Annotated in this window: 19 protein-coding genes; 12 read left to right on the forward strand and 7 right to left on the reverse strand. The window is 61.8% G+C overall.

Going from position 1 to position 18,787, the window contains the following annotated elements; genetic code table 11:
• Position 1 precedes the first annotated feature (1 nt).
• From AOA61_RS01795 to AOA61_RS01825, 7 genes are all read right to left on the reverse strand, one after another.
• Positions 2-355, reverse strand: a complete 354-nt coding sequence (locus AOA61_RS01795; RefSeq protein WP_032889780.1) for a Na+/H+ antiporter subunit G — start codon at positions 353-355, stop codon at positions 2-4.
• Positions 352-630, reverse strand: a complete 279-nt coding sequence (locus tag AOA61_RS01800; protein ID WP_005789171.1) for a K+/H+ antiporter subunit F — start codon at positions 628-630, stop codon at positions 352-354. Before AOA61_RS01800 ends, AOA61_RS01795 begins: the two co-directional genes overlap by 4 nt.
• Positions 627-1,115 carry a Na+/H+ antiporter subunit E gene (locus AOA61_RS01805; RefSeq protein ID WP_032889779.1) on the reverse strand — a complete coding sequence of 163 codons (489 nt, stop codon included), beginning with the start codon at positions 1,113-1,115 and terminating at the stop codon, positions 627-629. Before AOA61_RS01805 ends, AOA61_RS01800 begins: the two co-directional genes overlap by 4 nt.
• Positions 1,112-2,794 (reverse strand): monovalent cation/H+ antiporter subunit D, encoded by a 1,683-nt coding sequence (locus AOA61_RS01810; RefSeq protein WP_099600993.1) that lies wholly within the window; start codon positions 2,792-2,794, stop codon positions 1,112-1,114. Before AOA61_RS01810 ends, AOA61_RS01805 begins: the two co-directional genes overlap by 4 nt.
• Positions 2,791-3,135 (reverse strand): Na+/H+ antiporter subunit C, encoded by a 345-nt coding sequence (locus tag AOA61_RS01815; protein WP_003192163.1) that lies wholly within the window; start codon positions 3,133-3,135, stop codon positions 2,791-2,793. Before AOA61_RS01815 ends, AOA61_RS01810 begins: the two co-directional genes overlap by 4 nt.
• Positions 3,135-6,056 (reverse strand): monovalent cation/H+ antiporter subunit A, encoded by a 2,922-nt coding sequence (locus tag AOA61_RS01820; protein WP_032889775.1) that lies wholly within the window; start codon positions 6,054-6,056, stop codon positions 3,135-3,137. Before AOA61_RS01820 ends, AOA61_RS01815 begins: the two co-directional genes overlap by 1 nt.
• 193 nt (positions 6,057-6,249) lie before the next feature.
• A complete protein-coding gene (locus AOA61_RS01825; RefSeq protein ID WP_095184419.1) occupies positions 6,250-7,179 on the reverse strand; it encodes a DMT family transporter in 930 nt (309 codons plus the stop codon).
• A gap of 93 nt (positions 7,180-7,272) precedes the next feature.
• On the opposite strand from AOA61_RS01825, the gene AOA61_RS01830 reads away from it, so the two are divergent.
• The 12 genes from AOA61_RS01830 (at position 7,273) to AOA61_RS01885 (ending at position 18,692) form a co-directional block, all read left to right on the forward strand.
• Positions 7,273-7,836: a helix-turn-helix domain-containing protein gene (locus AOA61_RS01830; RefSeq protein ID WP_095184420.1), complete on the forward strand. Its 564-nt coding sequence runs from the start codon at positions 7,273-7,275 to the stop codon at positions 7,834-7,836.
• Positions 7,837-7,977: 141 nt separating this feature from the next.
• The gene (locus tag AOA61_RS01835; RefSeq protein ID WP_099600994.1) at positions 7,978-8,334 is read left to right on the forward strand and encodes a hypothetical protein; all 357 of its coding nucleotides are present in this window, start codon (positions 7,978-7,980) and stop codon (positions 8,332-8,334) included.
• A 174-nt stretch (positions 8,335-8,508) separates the two neighbouring features.
• Positions 8,509-9,705 (forward strand): SfnB family sulfur acquisition oxidoreductase, encoded by a 1,197-nt coding sequence (locus AOA61_RS01840; RefSeq protein WP_032889769.1) that lies wholly within the window; start codon positions 8,509-8,511, stop codon positions 9,703-9,705.
• Between the two features lie 12 nt (positions 9,706-9,717).
• A complete protein-coding gene (locus AOA61_RS01845) occupies positions 9,718-10,044 on the forward strand; it encodes an acyl-CoA dehydrogenase (RefSeq protein WP_099600995.1) in 327 nt (108 codons plus the stop codon).
• Positions 10,044-11,477: an LLM class flavin-dependent oxidoreductase gene (locus AOA61_RS01850; RefSeq protein WP_099600997.1), complete on the forward strand. Its 1,434-nt coding sequence runs from the start codon at positions 10,044-10,046 to the stop codon at positions 11,475-11,477. Before AOA61_RS01845 ends, AOA61_RS01850 begins: the two co-directional genes overlap by 1 nt.
• Positions 11,478-11,603: 126 nt before the next feature.
• On the forward strand, positions 11,604-12,452 hold the full coding sequence (locus tag AOA61_RS01855; RefSeq protein WP_099600998.1) for an AMP-binding protein: 849 nt from the start codon (positions 11,604-11,606) through the stop codon (positions 12,450-12,452).
• Positions 12,449-13,219, forward strand: coding sequence for an ABC transporter ATP-binding protein (locus AOA61_RS01860; RefSeq protein WP_099601000.1), 771 nt, complete (start codon positions 12,449-12,451; stop codon positions 13,217-13,219). The genes AOA61_RS01855 and AOA61_RS01860 overlap by 4 nt, the downstream gene beginning before the upstream one ends.
• On the forward strand, positions 13,219-14,100 hold the full coding sequence (locus AOA61_RS01865) for a branched-chain amino acid ABC transporter permease (protein WP_032889760.1): 882 nt from the start codon (positions 13,219-13,221) through the stop codon (positions 14,098-14,100). Before AOA61_RS01860 ends, AOA61_RS01865 begins: the two co-directional genes overlap by 1 nt.
• Before the next feature lie 4 nt (positions 14,101-14,104).
• Entirely contained in the window at positions 14,105-15,154 is a 1,050-nt protein-coding gene (locus AOA61_RS01870; RefSeq protein WP_032889758.1) for a branched-chain amino acid ABC transporter permease, read from the forward strand.
• A 19-nt stretch (positions 15,155-15,173) separates the two neighbouring features.
• On the forward strand, positions 15,174-16,514 hold the full coding sequence (locus tag AOA61_RS01875; protein ID WP_099601001.1) for an ABC transporter substrate-binding protein: 1,341 nt from the start codon (positions 15,174-15,176) through the stop codon (positions 16,512-16,514).
• A 3-nt stretch (positions 16,515-16,517) separates the two neighbouring features.
• Complete coding sequence (locus AOA61_RS01880; RefSeq protein WP_032889754.1) at positions 16,518-17,285, forward strand: ABC transporter ATP-binding protein; 768 nt, start codon at positions 16,518-16,520, stop codon at positions 17,283-17,285.
• A gap of 12 nt (positions 17,286-17,297) precedes the next feature.
• Positions 17,298-18,692 carry an FAD/NAD(P)-binding protein gene (locus tag AOA61_RS01885; RefSeq protein ID WP_095184425.1) on the forward strand — a complete coding sequence of 465 codons (1,395 nt, stop codon included), beginning with the start codon at positions 17,298-17,300 and terminating at the stop codon, positions 18,690-18,692.
• Positions 18,693-18,787 lie beyond the last annotated feature (95 nt).

Here is an 18,787-nt window from a genome sequence, read left to right on the forward strand (position 1 = left end):
GCTACGGTGTTTTATCGGCGCGGCGGCTGCTGACTTCGGCCGGCACGTCATCACCGGCCATGCGCTTGCGAAACAGTGCCGTACGGGCCAGCAGCAACGTGGTCACCGGCACGGTGATCGACAGCAAAATCGGAATCAACCACCCGTGCAGCACCGGCCCGGACTTGAGTACCGAAAAATACACGATCGACGCCAACGCTACACACCAGGCTCCCAACGTCGAGGCCAGGGCAGGCGGGTGCATGCGCTGGAAGAAGTCCTTCATGCGCAGCAAACCGATCGCGCCGATCAGCGCAAACACACTGCTCAACACCAGCAGCACTGCGACCACGATTTCCATCCAGAACGGCATCATTCAATCACCTCCCCGCGCAGCAGGAATTTCGCCAGGGCAAACGAGCCCACAAAGCCAAACAACGCAATCAACAGCGCCGCTTCAAAGTAGGTGTCACTGGCATAACGAATACCGAGCACCAGCATCATCAGCATCGCCAGGATGTACAGATAGTCCAGCGCCAGTACCCGGTCTTGAGCTGAAGGGCCTTTGAACAGGCGGATCAGCGTCAGCACCATGGCCAGGGAGAACAGGAACAGGCTGAACAGGATTGCATTGGAGAGCAGGGCGCTCATTCGAAGATCTCCATCAATGGCCGCTCGTACGCGCTTTTGAAATGTTCGATGAAGGCCACTTCGTCCTCCAGATCGAAGACGTGCAGCAGCAGGATGCTGCGATCCAGCGCCAGTTCCGACCAGATGGTGCCGGGCACCACGGTGGTGATCATCGACAGGGCGGCAAGGCCGTTGGCGTCACGCAAGTCCAGGGGGATCTTGATGAAGCGAGAACGCGGTGGGCGCGAGCCGCATGTCAGCACAGCCCAGGCCACTTGCAGGTTGGAGACGATCACATCGCGGCCCACCAGGAAGAACAGGCGGATGATTACGCCAGGTCGGCGGATGCGGATCGGCAGCGGGCGCAACGGCGCCATCAGCAGTGGGGCGAGCACGCCCAGCGCAGCACCCAGCAGCAGATGGCCAGGGCTGACGGAGAGGTTCAGCACCAGCCACAGCACCCACAATGCCAGGGACAACCACGGGGCAGGGAGCAGACGCTTCATGGTTGCACCTCCAGATCGGCCGTCTTGGCTTCAGGGCTGAGCACTGGTCGCGTGGCCATGACCGCCATCACGTAGCTTTCCGGGTTGTTCAGGCTTTGGGCGGTGGCCTGGGTGTAGCGCATCAGCGGCTCGGCCTTGAAGGTCAGCAGGATGCTCAGGCCCAGCAGGAAGAAAATCGGCACGCATTCGTAGCGGCGCAGCAAGGGCGATGGACGCTCCTCCGGGGTCCAGAAACGCTGGACACCCAGACGGGCGAAGGCGATCAGCGAGGCCAGTCCGGACAGGATCAGTAATGCCATCAGGCCCCATGCCGCAGGGCGAATCGGGCCTTCCTGGCCGCTACCCAGGCCCAGTGGATTGACCAGCGCACTCAGCAAGCTGAGCTTGCCGATAAACCCGGACAGCGGCGGCATGCCGATGATCAGCAGTGCGCAGGCGACAAAACTCAATCCCAGGAACGCCATGGTCCAAGGGATCACCTGGCCGACTACGGCTTTCTGCTCGTCATCCAGGTTGACCCCTGGACGCGGGTGCAACGACTCCATGGCCTTGGGCAATGCATCGATTTCTTCATCCAACGGCAGGTCATTGGCCGAGCGCGAACGCTCGATCAATTCGGCCAGCAGGAACAGCGCACTCAACGCCAGGGTCGAGCTGACCAGATAGAACAGCGCCCCAGCGGTCAGGCTCGGCTGGGCGAAACCCACCGACGACAGCAGGATGCCGGCCGACACCAGGATGCTCAGGCTCGCCATGCGCTCCAGGCGTTGCGCCGCCACCATTGCTAGCCCAGCGAAGACGATGGTTGCCATGCCGCCGTACACCAGCCAGTCGCCACCAAACAACGCCGAAGCGCCGGCCTGGCCGGAGAACAGCAGCGTCCACAGGCGCAGCACGGTGTACACGCCGACTTTGGTCATGATCGCGAACATCGCCGCCACCGGCGCGCTGGCCGAGGAGTAAGCGGGCGCGAGCCAGAAGTTCAGCGGCCACATGCCGGCCTTGGCCAAAAACGCGGTGGCGAGGATCGCCGCACCGGCATGCAACAGGCCGCGATCGGCCTCCGGTACCAGCGGGATTTTCAGTGCCAGATCAGCAAAATTCAGCGTACCGGTAACGCCGTAGATCATCGCCGCGCCAATCAGGAACAGCGACGACGCCAGCAGGTTGATCGCAATGTAGTGCAGGCCCGACGACACCCGCGCGCGGCCCGAGCCGTGCAGCATCAAGCCGTAGGACGCGGCCAGCAGCACCTCGAAGAACACGAACAGGTTGAACAGGTCCGCCGTGAGGAACGCGCCGTAAAGGCCCATCATCTGGATCTGGAACAGCGCATGGAAGCTGGTACCGGCACGGTCCCAGCGGGCCATGGCGAACAACAGCGCGCTCACTCCGATAATCCCAGTAAGCACCAGCATCAATGCCGAGAGTTGATCCACCACCAGCACGATGCCGAATGGCACCTGCCAGTTGCCCGGCAGGTAGACGCCAATCGAGCCGGGCCCACCTTTTTGCGTCCAGTACAACAGCAGGATTGCGATGCCGAGGCCGATGACGCTGGAGAACAGATTGATCTTGGCTTTGAGCGGGCGGCGTTTTTCGCCGAGCATCAGCATCAGCGCTGCGGTGAGCAACGGCAGCAGGATGGGGGCGACGATCAGTTGGTTGACCCAGTTCATTCCTTGGGCTCCCGGCCGTCCACATGGTCCGTGCCGGTCAGGCCCCGTGACGCCAGCAGCACCACCAGGAACAGTGCGGTCATGGCGAAGCTGATCACGATGGCCGTCAGCACCAGTGCCTGGGGCAGGGGATCGGTGTAGTTGAGCAGGTCTTGCGGCACGCCGTCCTTGATGATCGGCTCTTTACCGATAAACAGGCTGCCCATGCTGAAAATGAACAGGTTGACCCCGTACGACAACAAGCACAGGCCCATCACCACCTGAAACGTCCGTGGCCGCAGGATCAACCAGACGCCGGAGGCCGCCAGGACCCCAATGGCAATTGCGATGACTTCTTCCATCAGGCGGCTCCTTCTGTTGCGGCGACTACTTTGGCCTGGTTACTCGGTTTATGCGCGCGCACTGACTGGTGACCGAGGGCAGTGAGCATCAGCAAGGTCGAGCCGACGACCATGGCGTATACGCCGACGTCGAAGAACAGCGCGCTGGCGACATGAATATCGCCCAGCAGCGGCAGGCTGAAATGCCAGGTGTGCGTGGTGAGGAACGGGTAGCCGACAAACAACGCGCCGATCCCGGTCAGCGTTGCCGAGAACAGGCCGAAGCCCATCCAGCGCATTGGCCGCAGGCTCATTTGTGCCTCGACCCACTGCGTACCGGCCACCATGTATTGCAGGATAAACGCCACCGACATCACCAAACCGGCGACAAAACCGCCGCCCGGTTGATTGTGGCCGCGCATAAACAGGTAGAACGACACTACGAGGGCAATCGGCAGCAGCAGGCGTACCAGCACTGCCGGCACCATCATAAAGCCCAGGGCGGTATCGCTGGCCTGGCGCGGGTTGACCAGGTCGGTCGCCACGTCCGGCGCCAGTTGGCGCTGTTGTGCAGGCAGTTGCATGCTTTCCTTGGACGGGCGGAAGCGCCGCAGCAGGGCGTACACCGTCAGCGCCACGGCGCCTAGCACGGTGATTTCGCCGAGGGTGTCGAAGCCACGGAAGTCCACCAACATCACGTTTACCACGTTGCTGCCGCCGCCTTCGGGAAGGGCGCGGCTCAGGTAGAACGAGGAAATATCGTTGGGCGTCTGGCGCGTCAGCATCGCGTAGGACAGCAGCGCCATGCCGCCACCGACCACGGTGGACAGCAGGAAGTCACGCAGGCGGCGAATGCGCGCCTTGCGTAGCGAGCTGGGCAGTGGCGAGACTTCTTCGATCCGCCGTGGCAGCCAGCGCAGGCCGAGCAGGATCAGCACGGTGGTGACCACTTCGACCACCAGTTGAGTCAATGCCAGGTCGGGCGCGGAGAACCATACGAAGGTAATGCACGTCATCAGGCCGCACACGCTGACCATGGTCAGTGCCGCCAGCCGGTGGTATTTGGCTTGCCAGGCGGCGCCCAGGGCGCAGGCAATTGCCAGCAGCCACAGGGTCACGAACACGATGGAGCCGGGGATCTTCGGCCGGTCGCCCCAACTGAGGCCGCTGTTGAACATCGGGATCATGGCGCCGATCACCGCGACGATCACCAGCAGGAACAACTGGGTCTGCAGCCGCTTGGTGCTGATGCGTTTTTCGATTTTGCGCACGCCGCGCATCATCACCACCAGGCTGCGCTCAAAGCCGCGCTTGCCGTTGAAGTAGCTGATGACCGGCGGGTACTTGAAACGGCCGAGCTTGAGCTGCTTGCGCAGCATCAGGTAGAGCACCACGCCACCGGTCATGGCCACCAGGCTCATGATCATCGGCGCGTTCCAGCCGTGCCAAATGGCCAGGCTGTACTCCGGCAGTACACCGCCGACCACCGGCAGTGCCGCAGCGGCGAGGATCGAGCCGACCACCTGGGCCGGGAAAATGCCCACCAGCAGGCAGGTGAATACCAGCAACTCGACGGGGGCACGCATCCAGCGTGGTGGCTCGTGGGGGGTGTGGGGCAGGTCTTTGGCAGGCGGACCGAAGAACACATCGACCGTAAAACGCAGCGCATAGGCCACGCTGAAGGTGCCGGCGATGGTTGCGATCATCGGCAGGGCGATTTCCACCCACTGAGTGGCCGAGATAAACACGGTTTCGGCGAAGAACATCTCTTTGGACAGGAATCCATTGAGCAATGGCACGCCGGCCATGGATGCGCTCGCCACCATCGCCAGGGTCGCGGTGAACGGGATCAGGCGCACCAGGCCGCTGAGCTTGCGGATGTCGCGGGTGCCGCTTTCGTGGTCGATGATGCCCGCCGCCATGAACAGCGAGGCTTTGAAGGTCGCGTGGTTGAGGATGTGGAACACCGCCGCGACGGCCGCCAGCGGGCTGTTGAGGCCCAGCAATAAGGTGATCAGCCCGAGGTGGCTGATGGTGGAGTAGGCCAGCAGGCCTTTGAGATCATTCTGGAACATGGCGCAGTAAGCGCCGAGGAGGAGGGTGAGGGCGCCGGCACCGCCGACGATCCAGAACCATTCTTCGCTGCCCGACAGCGAGGGCCACAGGCGGGCCAGCAGGAACACGCCGGCCTTCACCATCGTCGCCGAGTGCAGATAGGCAGACACCGGGGTCGGTGCCGCCATGGCGTGGGGCAGCCAGAAGTGGAACGGGAACTGCGCGCTTTTGCTCAAGGCGCCGATCAGCACCAGGGCCAGCATGACCGGATACAGGGCGTGCGCGCGAATCTGATCGCCCGCCGCCAGCACCAGGTCCAGGTCATAGCTGCCGACGATATGCCCCAGCAACATCACGCCTGCCAACAGGCACAAGCCGCCTGCACCAGTGACCATCAACGCCATGTAGGCGCCGCGTCGCGCATCGGCGCGATGGTGCCAATAACCGATCAACAGGAACGAGAACAGGCTGGTCAGTTCCCAGAAAAACACGATTTGAATCAAGTTGCCGGAGATCACCAGCCCGAGCATCGCGCCCATAAAAGCCAGGAAAAATGCGAAGAAACGTGGCACCGGATCGTCCGGCGACATGTAGTAGCGCGCATACAGCGCCACCAGCGCGCCGATGCCGAGCACCAGCATCGAGAACAGCCAGGCAAACCCATCCATGCGCAACACGAAGTTCAGCCCAAGGCTGGGTAACCACATGAATTCTTCGCGGATCACGCCACCGTGGGCGATCTGGGGGTAGAGCAGGGCGACTTGAATGGTGCCGACCAGGGCCACAAGGCCGGCCAACAGGGATTCGGTGTTACGTGCATTGTGCGGCAGCAAGGCCGCTAGACAGCTGCCAATGAATGGCAGAAGCAGTAGAACTATCAGGGACATAGGCTTCTAATCTGCGGGAGTTTGGGATGCATCATACGTGCCGCTTTGATGATCACCAAACGGCAAGATGTGGCAGGATCCTACAAGGTAGGCTGAAACTTCCCATTTGGCATTGTTTCATTAGGCTGGAATTACCCCTATGGCGAGGGCGTATGCTCTTGCCGGGCTGCGAGGCAACTCCAAAACACGAACCTCAATTCTGACGCTCTTGCTCCAGCTCTTCAGCCAACGCGAGCGCTTTCTGCCCCTTCGTCTTTAATTCGCTGACAATCACTGCCACCACGATCAACACCGCCCCCAGCATCGCAATCGGCGGGAACCGCTCGCCGGCAATCCGCCCCACCACACCGGCCCACACCGGCTCGCCGGCGTAGATCAACGTGGCTCGCGTCGGTGAAACGCTCTGTTGTGCCCAGTTCATCGCGACCTGGATTACCGCGCTGGTCAAGCCCAAGCCCACGGCGCTGAACAGCAGCAACCACGAAAACCCCGGCAGCGCCTCGCCCATCGGCACCACCATCAAAAACGATAGGAGTGAGGCTGTGGCCAATTGCACCACCGTCACCCGGCGCACATCCACCTGACCGGCAAATGCGCTGATCAAGATGATTTCCGCCGCAATCGCAATGGCACCGATCAAAGTCGCGATTTCACCTGGGCTGAAATTCAGCGAAGCCCCCGCAGGCCCGGTCAGCAGCATCAATCCGGCAAACGCGAGCATGATGCCGATGCTCGGCATTAACCCAGGGCGACGGCCGAGTACCAGCCATTGCAACAACGGCACGAACGGCACGTAGAGCGCGGTGATAAACGCCGACTGGCTGCTCAGGATCGTCTGCAGGCCGATGGTCTGCAAGCCGTAGCCAAACATGATCGCCACACCGATAAACACCCCGGCCTTCAATTCAAACAGGGTCAGGTCGCGCAGCGTGCGCAACGAGAAGAAACCCACCACGATGGCCGCAGCCGCAAAGCGCAGACCCACGAAAAACATCGGACCGCTCACCGTCATAGCGTGCTGCACCAATAAAAAGGTGCCGCCCCAGATCATGGTGATAAACACCAGAATGCATTCGGCTTTGCTGAAGCGGTTGAAACGCGAAGGGGTTTTGGTGGTGGTCATGGCGGCTCGGTCTTGCACAGGGAAAGGTACGGACCGCACAATGCGCCGCACGCTGGGCAGTATACTGCGCACACCCACCTATTGAGCAATATAGTGCACAAAGAAAATCCACAACGGGCCTCGGTCCTGCAGCACGTCAGCCAAAACGTTCGTCGCCTGCGCCACGCCGCCGACCTGAGCCAGACCGCGCTCTCGGAAAAATCCGGGGTCAGCCGGCGCATGCTGGTGGCCATTGAAGCAGGCGAGAAAAACGTCAGCCTGTCCACCTTGGACCGCGTGGCCGAAGCATTGGACGTAGCCTTCAGCGACCTGATCCAGGCTCCGGACGTACGCGATCACAGCCGCATCAACGAACTGGCCTGGGCCGGTGAAATTGCCGGGAGCAAGGCGGTACTGCTGGCCAAGGCCACCGCGCGGCGCGAGGTTGAATTGTGGGAGTGGCGCCTCGAACCCGGTGATCGCTATTGCCCGGACCCCGACCTGGAAGGCTGGAGCGAGCAGCTGTTTGTGTTTGAGGGTAGCTTGACGCTGGTCGTGGGCGACCAGGAAAACACCATCGGCGCCGGCGAATTCTTCATGTTCGCCAGTCACCAACCTCACGCCTATCGCAACGATGGCGAGGTCGCCGTGCGCTTTGTGCGCAACGTGGTGATTTAGCGGTTTTGTCTACAAGGATGCTGATGAGCACCTGTCAAGTTTCACAGCTTGTTTGTCTCATGTGCCGGGCATAGGTTTATGGCATCACTGCCCGGAAGTGGTTGGTTGGCCGTGATTTAATCAATCACTGGAGGATGGACCATGAAAGACGAACAAACCCCCGTGCTGGTGAACCCCGCACCATCCCTGGAGCCATCACAGGGCGGTGTCGTCCAATATGCTGATGTGGAGACTGAAGTGCTCAAATTGGTTATCAAACCGTTCGTTGGCATGAGCATAGGTCAAACAATCATTGGGAAGATTGAGGGGAATGGCTCCAGTCACTTCAGGGTTGAAGTTAAATCGGTAGAAACCTTGGAAATTCCCGTGTGGACTGCAAAACCGGTTTTTTTCATGCCCCTCGTTTATGTGAGTTTTAACGTGGAAGGGCTTTCGCCGCCTTATAAATCGGACCTTGATAAGTACATTGTCGAAGGGGCTCCTCGCACCCCTGCATAGAGCGTGTTCCATACGTTACTGTTTGCAGGTGAACAGTGACTAGACAGTTTGCTGTATGACAGCGCTCCCGTTCTTTGCGAGCTTTTAATTTAACTCATTGTTTTTAAAGTTATTTTTCATTTGGCACGACTCCTGCTGTAGCTCCTGCATATCCCTGGAGCCTGGAGTCGGCCCATGTCAGCCCATCCTCAACACCCTGCCCATATCATCCGCTCGGACGCGGAGGCCATCGAGGTCGCCACGCGCCTGGCCGAACGCTTCGCCGTCGATGCCAGCGTGCGTGACCGCGACCGTCGCTTACCGGTAGACGAACTCGACGAGTTCTCCGCCAGCGGCCTGTGGGGCATCACTGTTCCCAAGGCCTACGGTGGCGCCGGTGTGTCTTATGTCACCGTGGCCGAAGTGATCAAATTGATCTCCGCCGCAGACCCGTCCTTGGGGCAAATCCCGCAGAACCATCTGGGTGTCGTCGACATCCTCCTGCAAACCGCCACCGAGGAGCAGAAGCGCTATTACTTCGGCAAGGTGTTGGCGGGCTACCGCTTCGGCAATGCTTTCTCCGAGGCCAAGAGCAAAAACGCCGGCACCTTTGACACCCAAATCCGGTTTCACGGTGATACCGCGCAAATTAACGGTGAAAAGTTCTACTGCACTGGCGCACTGTTCGCCCATATCGTGCCCACGGTGGGCAATAACGAAAAGGGCCAGGCGTTCATTGGTTTTGTCGAGCGCAACGCGCCAGGCCTGACCGTGATCGACAACTGGGACGGCTTCGGCCAGCGCACCACCGCCAGCGGCGGCGTGACCCTCGACGGCGTGACTGTGCCCTTGAGTGCGGTGATCCCCGCCCACCTGGCGTTTGACCAACCCACGGCCGATGGGCCGATTTCGCAAATCATCCAGGCAGCGGTGGATACCGGCATTGCCCTCGGCGCCCTTGAACAGGCAAAAATTTTCGCGCGCCAGGCCCGTCCCTGGATCGACAGCCAGCAGGATCACGGCTGGCAGGACCCGTTCACCATCGCCGCCATCGGCGATCTGGAATGGCGCGTGCACGGCACCGAAGCGATCCTCGCCAAGGCCGGCATCGCGGTTGACCAAGCCTTGGCGCAACCGAACGAAGACACCGTGGCCAACGCCTCGCTGATCGTCGCCCAAGCCAAGGTGCTGTCCGCCGAAACCGCCTTGCTCGCCAGCAGCAAACTCTTCGAACTGGCCGGCACCCGTTCGGTCACGGCCAAGCACAACCTCGACCGCTTCTGGCGCAACGCGCGCACCCACACCCTGCACGACCCGGCCCGCTGGAAATACCACCTGATCGGCAACTTCGTGCTCAACGGCGTGAAACCTGCGCGCCACGCCTGGAACTGAGGAACCTGACCCATGACTGCCTTGAATCTCGCGCGCCAACTGCTGGACAGCACCCGCCGCCATGTCGAAAAAAGCGCTGACCCCTATGTGATCAGCCGCTTCGGCGACTTGCAGATCCGTGTGGATGTGGCCGCTGCCTTGCTCGAACGCGCCGAAACCCACCCGAGCCCGGTGGCCGCCACCGAGGCGCAGATCGCCGCCGCCGAAGCCCTCATCGCCGCCAGCAACGCCGAGTTTGAACTGACCGGGCAACGCACCGCGCTGCCGTCGACCCTGGATGATCCGTTGCGCAACAAATACCAGGTTGTCGGCAACTACCACCTCAACGGAGTGCTGTGATGTCCCGTGAAATCCGCTTGAACGCTTTCGACATGAACTGCGTCGGCCACCAATCTCCCGGCCTGTGGGCGCACCCCCGTGACCGTTCGTGGCAGTACAAGGACCTGGAATACTGGACCGATCTCGCGAAAATTCTGGAGCGTGGCAAGTTCGATGGTCTGTTTATAGCCGACGTGCTGGGCATCTACGATGTGTATAACGGCAACGGTGATGCGGCGATTCGCCAGGCCACCCAAGTGCCGGTCAACGACCCGTTGTCGCTGATCGCGCCGATGGCGTTGGTCACCGAGCACCTGGGCTTTGGTCTCACCGCTTCGTTGTCGTTTGAGCATCCCTATCCATTCGCGCGTCGGCTGTCGACCCTGGACCATCTGACCAAGGGCCGTATCGGCTGGAATATCGTCACTTCCTACCTGGAAAGCGGCGCCAAGAACCTCGGCCAGAAAGCCCAGACCGAACACGACGCACGCTACGACTACGCCGAGGAATATCTGGAGGTTTGCTACAAGCTTTGGGAAGGCAGTTGGGAGGAGGGCGCGGTACTGCGCGACCGCGAGCGGCGGATTTTCAGTGATCCGAGCAAAATCCACGAGATCCGACACGTCGGCAAACACTTCCAGGTGCCCGGCATTCACCTGTGCGAGCCGTCGCCGCAGCGCACGCCTGTGCTGTACCAGGCCGGCGCGTCCAGCCGTGGCAAGCAGTTTGCCGCCGAGCAGGCCGAATGCGTGTTCGTCGCCGCGCCGTCCAAGGTGCTGCTGAAAAAAACCGTTGCCGACATCCGCCGTCGTGCGGCCGAGGCCGGGCGTGATCCGAAGAAAATCCTGATCTTCAATTTGCAGACGGTGATCGTCGACGAAACGGACGCCAAGGCTAAAGCCAAGTTTGACGACTACAAATCCTATGTGAGCTACGAAGGCGCGATGGCGCTGATCTCCGGCTGGACCGGCATCGACTTCAGCCAGTTCAAACCGGATGAGCCGCTCAAGCATGTGCACACCAACGCCATTCAATCGGCGGTGGAAGCCTTCTCCACGGCCGATCCGAATAAAGTCTGGACGCCGAATGAACTGGCGGACTGGGTCGGCATCGGTGGCTTCGGTCCGCTGTTTGTCGGCGGTCCGGAGACGGTGGCAGACCTGTTGCAGGAATGGGTCGAAGAGACCGACGTCGACGGCTTCAACCTGGCCTATGCGCTGACCCACGAAACCTTTATCGACGCCGTGGAATGGCTGGTGCCGGAGTTGCAGAAGCGTGGGGTGTACAAGACCGAATACGCCGAAGGCACGTTGCGCGAGAAGTTGTTTGGCGACGGTGCGCGACTGGGAGCCAACCACCCGGGCGCCAGCTATCGCGATCTATCGAATGCACATAAATCCAATGTGGGAGGGGGCTTGGTGCCGATAGCGGTGGCTCAGTCAAAGGCGGTCTAACTGACCCACCGCCATCGGGAGCAAGTCGAATCGTCGCACCGCCCCTCCCACAGTTGTCCCGTGTCGATCCAAATAATCAAGCCAGCGGACCACCGCACGCACACCCTCCAATAGGAGCAAACACCTATGAGCGTGCTCGAACCCAAGACCCTCCTGGAACACCTGCAACACTGGGCACAACTCACGCCGTTGCACATCGCCCTGCGCCACAAGCGCCAGGGCCAGTGGTATGCCTGGCGCTGGATTGACACCCTGCGCGACGTCGAGCGCCTGGCCGATGGTTTGCGCCAGCAAGGTTTAAGTGAACAGTCTCGCTTGGTGCTCAGCGGCGCCTTTGAGCCGAACCTGCTGTTGCTGGCGTTGGCGGCCCATTCCGTCGGCGCGCAAGTGCTGACGCTGGCCGATGACCTCGAGCCGCAGGCACTGGAGCAACACCTGTGGCGTATGCATCCCAGCCACGCCTACGCTCAAGGTCGTCAGCGCGATTGGACGTTCACCCAACGGTTGGATTTCGCCCAATTGCTCGGCCCGGTCGAGCCTGCGCAGCATTTGCAGCGCTGGTGGCAACCCTCCGGCGAAACCGCACTGTGGAGCGAGGAGGGCACCCATTGGCAAGGCGGTCTGGCGGTGCTGCTGGAGCAATGGCTGAGCAGCGGCCACGGCCTGGCCTTCCCGGAAAGCCTGGCCTCGGCGCAGCGCGATCGCAGTGAAGTGGCGCCCACCGGCTTGCTGCTGTCGCCGGAGCGTTTGCGGCACTTGGCCGATGAAATCGAAAGCCGCCTTGCACCCCGCGGCACCTGGCGCCGACGCCTGTGCGACTGGGCCATCGCCCACCCTCAAAGCGGACTGCGCCGTTTACTGAAGAACCGTGTACGCAAACTGCTGGGTTTTCAGCGCCTGGCCTCTATCTGGCAGCCTCTCAAATCCACTGCCGAGCCCGTGTGGCTGGCTGAACTCAAACGGGATATCGCATGAGCGACGCTATTCTTCAGGTGCGCGATATCTCGCTGTCATTCAAAGGGGTCAAGGCCATCAATGCCTTGTCTTTTGACGTGCAGCGCGGCGAGATCTGCGCGTTGATCGGCCCTAACGGCGCCGGTAAAAGTTCGTTGCTCAATGTGCTCAATGGCGTGTATCGCTTTGACGCCGGCGAGATCGTCTTCGAACAGCAACATTTCCACCGCATCGACCCCTTGGGCGCCGCGCGCCGAGGCATTGGCCGCACCTTCCAGAACAACGCGCTGTTCAAGAAAATGAGCGTGCTCGACAACCTTCTCACCGGCCTGTCGCGGCACATGCGCAGCAGCTTTATCGAGCAGGCCCTCGGCTTACCACGCGCGCGCCGCGAGGCCGCGACCTTTCGCCAGCGGGGCCAAGGCATTCTTGAGTTCCTTGAGCTGCAAGCACACCGCGATGTGCTGGTGGGCAACCTGTCCTACGGCCTGCAAAAGCGTGTGGAGTTGGGCCGTGCACTGATCGCCGGACCTAGCCTGTTGCTGCTCGACGAACCCATGGCCGGGATGAACGCAGAAGAGAAACAGGACATGGCGCGCTTCGTCGCTGACGTGAACCGCGACCTCGGCACCACCGTGGTGTTGATCGAACACGACATGGGCGTGGTGATGGGACTGTCCGACCACGTGGTGGTGCTCGACTACGGGCGCAAGGTCGGCGACGGCACGCCGGCGCAAGTACAGGCCAATCCCGAGGTGATCGCTGCCTACCTGGGAGCCGTACACTGATGACCTTTTTCTTCGAAACCCTGCTCGGCGGCCTGCTCGCCGGCACGATGTATTCACTCGTCGCCATCGGCTTCGTGCTGATCTACAAAGCCAGCGGTGTGTTCAATTTTGCTCAGGGCGCGATGTTGCTGTTTGCGGCGTTGACCTTTGTCAGCCTGCATGACCAGGGCGTGCCGTTTGCTCTCGCGTTGCTGCTGACGGTGATCGTGATGATCGTCGGCGCGTTGCTCATCGAGCGCCTGGTGCTGCGCCCGCTGGTGAACCGCTCTCAGATCACCCTGTTCATGGCCACCCTCGGCTTGTCATTCATTATCGAAGGCCTGGCCCAGGGCTTGATGGGGGCGCAAGTGCGCGCCCTGGACTTGGGCATCGACGACGTGCCGCTGTTTGTCGGCCCGCTGATGCTCAGCCAGTTCGACCTGATCGCCGCAGCGGCTGCCGTGGTGCTGGTGACGGTGCTCGCGCTGCTGTTCAACAAGACCCGCATCGGTGTGTCGTTGCGCGCAGTGGCGGATGACACCACAGCGGCGCTGTCCATCGGCATCAACCTCAACCGCATCTGGCAGATCGTCTGGGCGGTGGCCGGCATTGTCGGGCTGGTGGCCGGGCTGTTATGGGGCGCGCGCCAGGGGGTGCAGTTTTCGCTGTCGCTGGTGGTGCTCAAGGCTTTGCCGGTGTTGATCATCGGCGGCTTTACCTCGATTGGCGGCGCGATTGTCGGCGGGTTGATTGTCGGCGCGGCGGAAAACCTGGCTGAGGTGTATATCGGCCCGCTGATCGGCGGCGGCATCACGCCGTGGTTCGCCTATGTCTTGGCCTTGGCCTTCCTGTATATCCGTCCCGCCGGCCTGTTCGGCGAGCGCGCTATTGAGCGAGTCTGAAACCATGTCGATCCCTGTTGCTCAAGAAACCGCGCCGTTGTTGCTGGTCCCGCGACGTGTGCCCTGGGGCCTGCTCGGCCTGCTGGCGTTGGCGTTTATCGTGGTGCCGCTGTGGGGCAATGACTATTGGCTCAATGCGATCCTGATCCCGTTTCTAGTGCTGTCGCTGGCCGGGTTGGGTTTGAACCTGCTGACCGGCTACACCGGGCAAACCTCGGTGGGCGCGGCCGGCTTCATGGCGGTCGGCGCCTTCGCGACCTACGGATTTCTGCTGCGCTTGCCGGAGCTGGGATTGCCGCTGGCATTGCTGGGCGGCGGGATTATCAGCGCCTTGGTCGGCCTGTTGTTCGGGTTGCCCAGCTCGCGGATCAAAGGCTTCTACCTGATGGTCACCACATTGGCCGCGCAGTTTTTCCTGGAATGGCTGTTCGTCAAATTCCCGTGGTTCTACAACTACGGATCGTCCGGGACCATCTCGGCGCCGAAACTGGCGCTGTTCGGCCATGACCTCAACACGCCGCTGGGCCGCTACTGGCTGACGCTGGTCACGGTGCTGCTGTTGACCTGGACCGCCGTCAACCTGGTGCGCAGCCAAGTGGGGCGCAACTGGATGGCGATCCGCGACATGGACACCGCCGCCGCCGTGGTCGGCATCCCGGTGGTGCGCTACAAGCGCCTGGCGTTTGCGGTCAGCTCGTTTTACCTCGGCATCGCCGGCGCGCTGTGGGCATTTGCCTACCTGGGCACGGCCAGCGCCAGCAGCTTCGATATCAATCGCTCCTTCCAGATCCTGTTCATCATCATTATCGGTGGCATGGGCAGCATCGCCGGCAACTTCGTGGGGGCTGCGTTTATCAGCTTGCTGCCGATCTTTCTCAGCCACGCGGGGCAAGCGCTGTTCGGCGGCTCGGTGGACGCGGGGCAGTTGCAGAATCTGCAAAAAATCATTTTTGGCGTGTTGATCATCGTGTTCCTGATCAAGGAACCCGAGGGCTTGATTCGCCTGTTGCACAACCTTCGCGATCGGCTGCGTCAGTGGCCCCTACGTTTCTGACCTATAGAAGAGAATTTCCATGCGTGCATCCTTAAAACGATCCCTGGTCAGTGCGGCCTTTGCGTTGGCGGCGTTGTCCGCTGCCGTGCCCCAGGCGATGGCCTCGGCCGACCAGCAGTTCTTCCCCCTGGCGACTTACCGGGTGGGCGCCTACGCGTCCAGCGGCGTGCAGGTGTGGGCCGGGATGATCGACTACCTGCGCTATATCAACGAGGTCGAAGGCGGCATTAATGGCGTGAAACTGGTATGGCAGGAATGCGAGACCGAGTGGACGGCAGAGAAGGGCATCGAGTGCTACGAGCGCTTCAAGAATGGCCTGGATGGCGCGCCGGTCGCGGTGTATCAGCCCAACGGCGCGCCGGCGGCGTATGCCTTGAGCGAGCGGGCCGAGGTGGACAAGATCCCGCTGATCACCCTCGGGTACGGTCGCACCGAAGCCACCGACGGCACGGTGTTCCCTTACAACTTCCCGGTGATGCTGACCTTCTACAGCGAAGCCTCGACCTTGGTGAACTACATTGCCCAGCGCGAAGGCGGTTTCGACAAACTCAAGGGCAAGAAGATCGCCACGGTCTACCACGACTCGGCCTATGGGCGTGAAACCCTCGGCCCGCTGAAATTGCTGGCCGAGAAATACGGCTTTGAAAATATCCAGATTCCGGTGGCTGACCCCGGCAATGAACAGTCCGCGCAATGGCGTCAGGTACGCCAGGCCAACCCGGACTGGGTGTTCCTGCGCACCTGGGGCGTGTCGACGCCGGTGGCGGTGAAGACCGCCGCGCGCTTCGGCTTCCCGGTGGACCATATCATCGGCGACATCTGGGCCAGTTCCAGCGAAGACGTATTGCCCGCCGGCGCTGCCGCCAAGGGCTACCTGGCGCTGACGCCATACCCGGCCGGCGCCGATTTTGAGATCCACAAACGCCTCAAGCAATACATCCTCGACAAGGGCCACAGTGACCTCAAGGACCTGAAAAACTTCGGCAGCGTGTACTACAACTCCGGCCTGGTGAACGCGGCCGTGGCCGTAGAAGCGATCCGCACCGCCCAGGCCAAGTTCGGCAAGCGTCCACTCAATGGCGAAGAAGGCCGCTGGGGCCTGGAACACCTGAATATCGACGACGCACGCCTCAAGGCCATGGGTTACCTGGGCCTGATGCAGAACCTCAAGCTGTCATGCCGCGACCATGAAGGCGGCGGTTCTGCGCGTGTGCAGCAATGGGACGGCGCCAACTGGACGCTGGTCAGCGAATGGATCGCTGCCGACCGTGGGCTGCTGCGCCCGTTGATCGATGAAAAATCCGCCGCGTTCGCCAAGGAAAAAGGCCTCACGCCACGCACCTGCACGGGGGATGAATAAGCCATGAGCCAGCCTGCCACTGAAGCCGAAAGCGCGTCACTGCTGACGGTCAATGACATTGAAGTGATCTACGACGGCGCAATCCTGGCGGTGGCCGGGGTCTCGCTGAGCGTGCCCAAGGGCGCCATTGTCGCTTTGCTCGGTGCCAATGGTGCCGGCAAGAGCACCACCCTCAAGGCCATCTCTGGTCTGGTGCGGGCCGAGCGCGCCGAGGTCAGCCGAGGTGTGATTGAGTACGCAGGCAAGGACCTGGCGGATGTCGACCCCAGCCAGCGCGTGCGCCAGGGCATGGTGCATGTGCTGGAGGGGCGCCATGTGTTCGGCCAGCTGACGGTGGAAGACAACCTGCGCAGCGGCGGCTTTGTGCGACGCCTGAGCCGCAAGGAAATGGAGCACGACCTGGAGCGCATCTACGCCTGGTTCCCCCGGCTCAAGACCAAGCGCCACACCCGCGCCGGGCTCACCTCGGGCGGCGAGCAGCAGATGGTCGCCATCGGCCGTGCGTTGATGACTCGTCCTACTTTGGTACTGCTCGACGAGCCATCCATGGGTTTGGCGCCTATGATCGTGCAGGAGATTTTCGAGATCATCGCGCAGCTCAACCGCGAGCAGCAGGTGAGCTTCCTGATCGCCGAGCAGAACATCAACGTCGCGCTGACCTATGCGTCCCAGGGTTACGTGCTGGATACTGGGCGCGTGGCCTTGAGCGGCAGCGCCGCTGAATTGCTGGCGCGGGGTGACTTGCATGATATTTACCTGGGTAAACAGTAAGGGCGAACCTGCATGAGTGAATCCATCCGCAACGCTGATGTACTGATCGTCGGCGGCGGCCTGAGTGGGACGATGCTGGCCGTGCAACTGCTGCGTCTAGGTGGTCAGCGTCGGATCCTGGTGATCGAGCCGCGCGCCGAGCTTGGGCGTGGCGAGGCCTACAGCGCTGTGGAGTTGGGCCACACCCTGAACGGCAACGCGGCACGCATGAGTGTCGATCCGGACAATGCCGATGACCTGACTCAATGGCTCACTGACTACATCGGCGCTGGCGGCTGGCCGGAGTCGGACCAGCAGCACGTGCCCATCAGCGAACTGTTCCCGCCCCGCGGGATTTTTGGCCTGTATGCGCAGCAACGGTTGGCTGAGGCCAAGGTGTTGTCGGCTTCCACGGTGGAGCATGTCAGGGCGCAAGTGGTCGACCTGCAAGTGGACGCGGATTCAACCCTGCTGACCCTCGACAACGGCCAGCAACTGCGCGGTGCGTTTGCCGTACTGGCCACCGGCATGTTCCCGGCGGCGCGCACGCCACAAACCGAATCCAGCGGCTTGAACGCCGCGGCGGTGGACCCGTGGGATGTGCAGGCCATGACCCAACTCGACCCGCAGTCCAGGGTGCTGATCATCGGTTCTGGGCTGACCATGGTCGACGCGGTGGTGTCCCTGGAACAGGCCGGGCATCGCGGACCTATCGAGGTTTTCTCACGCCACGGTTTGTTGCCCCATGTGCGCCGGCAACCGCCGGCTTGGGAGGATTTTCTTGCCGCTGACCATGGCCTTCGCAGCCCTCGGCAGTTGCTGCGCGAAGTGCGTCGGCAATGCCGGATCGCGCTGGAGCAGGGCATCGATTGGCAGTCGCCGCTGGACACCGTGCGTGCCCATATCGGCCGGTTGTGGAGCCAGGCCAGCGAGCGGGAGAAACGTCAGTTCGTGCGGCATGTGCGGCCCTGGTGGGAAAGCCATCACCACCGCTCGCCGCCGTTGAGCGCAGAGTTGGTAGCGCGGCTGCATGAGGAAGGGCGCTTGCGGATTCAAGCGGCGTCTTTCAAAGGGCTGGAGCCTTCGGGCGAGGGCGTAACCATTCGCTTGCGTTATCGAGGCGAACAGGCGATCACCCAAGTGTCGGGGGCAGCGCTGATCAACTCCAGCGGCATCGAATACGACTGGCGCCGCGTGGCCCGGCCGTTGCCGCAGCAGTTGCTCAAACGCGGTTTGATCAGGCCTGGGCCGTTGGCGTTGGGGATTGCGGCGGATGTGTCCGGCGCAGTGCTGGATGCCCAGGGGCAGGTCAGTGAACGCCTGTTTGCCATGGGCCCGCCATTGCGCGGGATGTGGTGGGAAAGCACGGCGGTGACGGATGTGGCGCTTCAGGCCAAGGCGCTGGCTTCGAGATTGGTGAAGGCCTGAATGGGGTAGGGCTTGCTTCGGATCTGCGGTTTTTTGGGGTACATATCCGTTATTTGGGTAACGGCGGCTAGTGGTTCCGTTCTTACAGTGGGTCA

The organism is Pseudomonas sp. 2995-1 (genome assembly GCF_002742505.1).
GTDB lineage: Bacteria > Pseudomonadota > Gammaproteobacteria > Pseudomonadales > Pseudomonadaceae > Aquipseudomonas > Aquipseudomonas sivasensis.